A 3,643-nucleotide genomic window follows, 5' to 3' on the forward strand; every position below is an offset into this window, starting at 1 on the left:
GTTGCGCCGCGGGTCCATTCGAGACCGTCGTCAGTGCTGATGAGCAGATCGACGCCATCGGAGGCGATCCCGTAGAGAGTGCCGTCTGGTCCGGCGGTGAGGACATGGAAGTCCGTACTGCCAGTGAGGGCGATCGGTGACCACGATTCGCCGAAGTCGTCACTACGAATGACACCTAGGTTCGGGGAGCCGAGCTCTGCGGGTGTCTGTGTGCCCGGGTGACCGGATGCGAAGAGGGCGTCGTCGAGGACGGTGAAGCCCATCGCGTCGAAGTCGTGGCCTCCGATGGGGCCGGTGATCGCACCCTCGGGCGTGAGGGTGAAGAGTCCTCCGTGGGTGGCTATGAAGAGGTCCTCACCGCGGGGGTCAGCGGCAACACCGTGAATGTGTTGGATAACGGGGGGGACCGCGTTGGTGCCGGAGGCCTGCGGCACGGCGCAGCCGGTGAGGGCGACGGCTGCGAGAGCGATCGCGAAAGCGGGTAGGGGCGAGTGGCGGTTCATGAGACTCCGACGTGAAGAAATGCACGCGGGTGCGCGAGCGGTACGCGAATGAGAGTCGCGACAGGGCACCAGCGCGGTGGCGTGGGTTACTGCGAGATGGCCATTTCGGGGGTGCGGGCGAGCGCCGCACCCCCGAAGGTAGATCAGAGTGTGTCGAGGAGGTCTTTCATCGTGGCGATCTCCGTGGTCTGCGCCTCGATGATCGTCTCGGCCAGAGCGACCGCGTCGCTGTTCTGGCCGTTGTCGACCTCTTCTTGGGCCATCTCGACGGCACCCTCGTGGTGCTGGATCATCTGCTCGAGGAACAGGCGGCTGGCGTCCGCACCGGTGGCGTCCTCGAGAGCCTGCATGTCCTCTTCGGACATCATGCCGCCGCCGTGATCCATTCCCTCCATGTCGGAAGTGTCAGCGCCCCACTCTTCGAGCCACTGGTCCATCTTCTGGATCTCGGGCTCCTGCGCGGCCTTGATCTCTTCCGCAAGGGCGACGACACGTTCGTCGACGCCCTCCTTGCTGAGAAGCATGTCGGACATGTCGATGGCCTGGGCGTGGTGCTCCTTCATCATGCTGGCGAACATGATGTCGGCGTCATTGGCGTCCGCGGAGGCCGGGGCGGAGCTGCTGCTTTCGTGGTTCATACCGGGCATGTCGCCGCCGCCCGAGGTGTTACCGGCGCAGCCGGCGAGTCCAAGCACTGCGGCGAGGGTGAGTGCGGCGGTCGCCGCAAAACGGGTCTTCATGATGGGTTCTCCAAAAGTCGATGAGGGTGCCCAGCGAGAGAGGCTGGGCAAGGGCGTTACCCGCAGAAGGCGGGCGCGCCTGCCATCACGTGCGACTGATGCAGAGAACGGTGAGAGACGGAGGCCGCAGCGGATGCAGCGCATCCCGGAGGTGTAGGCGGGACACGGGCGTTCCCAGGGAGTGCGCGACGGCTCGCCACCAGGCGGACGGCCGGGCGAGCAGCACGACGACAATGAGGAGCGCGAGAACGCAGGCCATCCACGCCATGCCGTGATCGTCAGAACACGTGGCGCACCCCGCCTCGACCACCGCTGCGGCGTCGCCTGAGGCGTGCGCGGGGTGAGCGTCGGCATGCGCGGGTGCGACGGCGATGGTCTCACTGTGCCCGGAGGGCATGGTGTGCGTGTTCATCGAGTGCATCGCCAGAAGCCCGAAGATCACGGAAAAGGCGACGGCGACGACGGTCAGGAGGGTGCGGGTGAGGGTGCGCTGGTCATGCACGCGCCGTGCGATCGTCATCAACACTGTCCCACCTCCCTTTCTTCCAGGGTACGTCGCCGCCGCCCCTGACGCCTACTTGTCGACGACGGCGTCCGGGCTGAGGTTCAGCCGTCGCAGCAACTGCGCATTCAGCGCGACAACGATCGTGGACAGTGACATCAGCACCGCACCGACGGACATCGGCAACACGAATCCGACGGGGGCGAGCACACCGGCCGCGAGGGGGACGGAGAGCAGGTTGTACCCGGCGGCCCACCAGAGGTTCTGTTTCATCTTCCGGTAACTCGCCCGCGACAGCTCAATCACGGAGATCACCGATCGGGGGTCGTCGCTGGCGAGGATGACACCTGCGGAGGCGATCGCGACGTCCGTTCCGGCACCGATCGCAATCCCCACGTCCGCCTGGGCGAGGGCGGGGGCGTCGTTCACGCCGTCACCGACCATCGCGACCTTGCGGCCTTCGTGTTGCAGTTCTTTCACCTTGGAGGCTTTGTCCTCCGGACGGACCCCGGCGAAGTACCGGTCGATACCCAGCTCGCCGGCGACGGACGCGGCGACCGCATCGGCGTCACCGGTGATCATGACCACCTGCACGCCCCGTTCGTGGAGCGCATCGACCGCGTGACGTGACTCGGACCGGATCTCATCCGCGAGGCGCAGCGCGCCCGTCACCTGACCGTCGACGAGCACGTGGAGGATGATCGCACCCTCACCGCGCCACTCGTCGGCAACCGGCAGCTCAACGGCGTGTTCTTGCTCGAGCATGTACGGGCCGCCGACCTGCACGACGTGTCCGTCGACACGGGCACGCACCCCCACGGCGGGGGAGGATTCAAAATCGGTCGATCGCGGAACGGTGAGGTTCTTCTCTTTCGCTGCGTTGACGATCGCACGGGCGAGGGGGTGCTCGGAGTCCGCTTCCGCGGCCGCCGCCCACGCGAGCAGCTGATCGGCGTCGGCCCCTGTGACGGGATCGATCGCGGTCACGGCGGGGGTGCCCTTGGTGAGCGTGCCGGTCTTGTCGAACAGGATCGTGTCGACGGTGCGCATGCTCTCCAGGGCGAGACGATCCTTGATCAGCACACCTCCACGGGCGGCGCGTTCGGTCGCTATCGACACGACCAGTGGGATCGCGAGACCCAGCGCGTGCGGGCAGGCGATGACCAGCACGGTGATGGTGCGGATCACGGCTGCCTCGGGCTGGCCGACGAGAGTCCACACAATCGCGGTGATCGCGGCAGCGCCGAGCGCGAACCAGAACAGCCACCCCGCTGCCTTATCCGCGAGTCGTTGCGCCCGCGACGATGAACTCTGCGCCTCCGTGACCAGTTTCTGGATGCCCGCGAGTGCGGTGTCTTCACCAATGGCGGTGATCTCTACCCGCACCCCGGAATCGGTGGCTACGGTTCCAGCGATTACCGGGTCACCATCGCTGCGGCGCACCGGCCGAGACTCTCCGGTGATCATCGACTCGTCCATGCTGGCCGAACCCTGCACGATCCGCCCATCCGCGGGGACCCGCCCGCCGGGGCGCACCACCACCACGTCTCCGACCTGCAGATCAGCCGGTGCGACGGTGACAGTGGTGTCTCCGTCGACCTTCTCCGCCTCGTCGGGCAGCAATGCGGCGAGGGAATCCAACGCCGACGTCGTCTGTGCGAGGGAGCGCATCTCGATCCAGTGGCCGAGCAGCATGATCACGATCAGCAGCGCCAGCTCCCACCAGAAGTCCAGCTCGTGGTGCAGCAGCCCGATGCTCGCCCCCCAGGAGGCGAGGAACGCCACGGTGATCGCGAGGGCGATCAGCAGCATCATCCCCGGTTTGCGGGCACGAAGTTCACCGACCGCACCGGTCAGGAACGGGGCACCGCCCCACACGTACATCACCGTTCCGAGAG

General features: G+C 66.6%; 3 protein-coding genes and 1 pseudogene. All 4 read right to left on the reverse strand.

The features are described 5' to 3' along the window. Nucleotides 1-503 (reverse strand): annotated as a pseudogene (locus AX744_RS16580) (exo-alpha-sialidase); the annotation flags it as partial. Between the two features lie 143 nt (nt 504-646). Beyond that, entirely contained in the window at nt 647-1,243 is a 597-nt protein-coding gene (locus AX744_RS16585) for a DUF305 domain-containing protein (protein WP_061018078.1), read from the reverse strand. 85 nt (nt 1,244-1,328) lie between these two features. Further along, complete coding sequence (locus AX744_RS16590) at nt 1,329-1,763, reverse strand: DUF6153 family protein (protein WP_061018079.1); 435 nt, start codon at nt 1,761-1,763, stop codon at nt 1,329-1,331. A gap of 54 nt (nt 1,764-1,817) precedes the next feature. Beyond that, on the reverse strand, nt 1,818-3,643 hold a 1,826-nt coding region (locus tag AX744_RS16595; RefSeq protein WP_061018080.1), incomplete at its 5' end, for a heavy metal translocating P-type ATPase.

This window comes from Microbacterium sp. CCH5-D1 (assembly GCF_001557335.1).
Lineage (GTDB): Bacteria > Actinomycetota > Actinomycetes > Actinomycetales > Microbacteriaceae > Microbacterium > Microbacterium oxydans.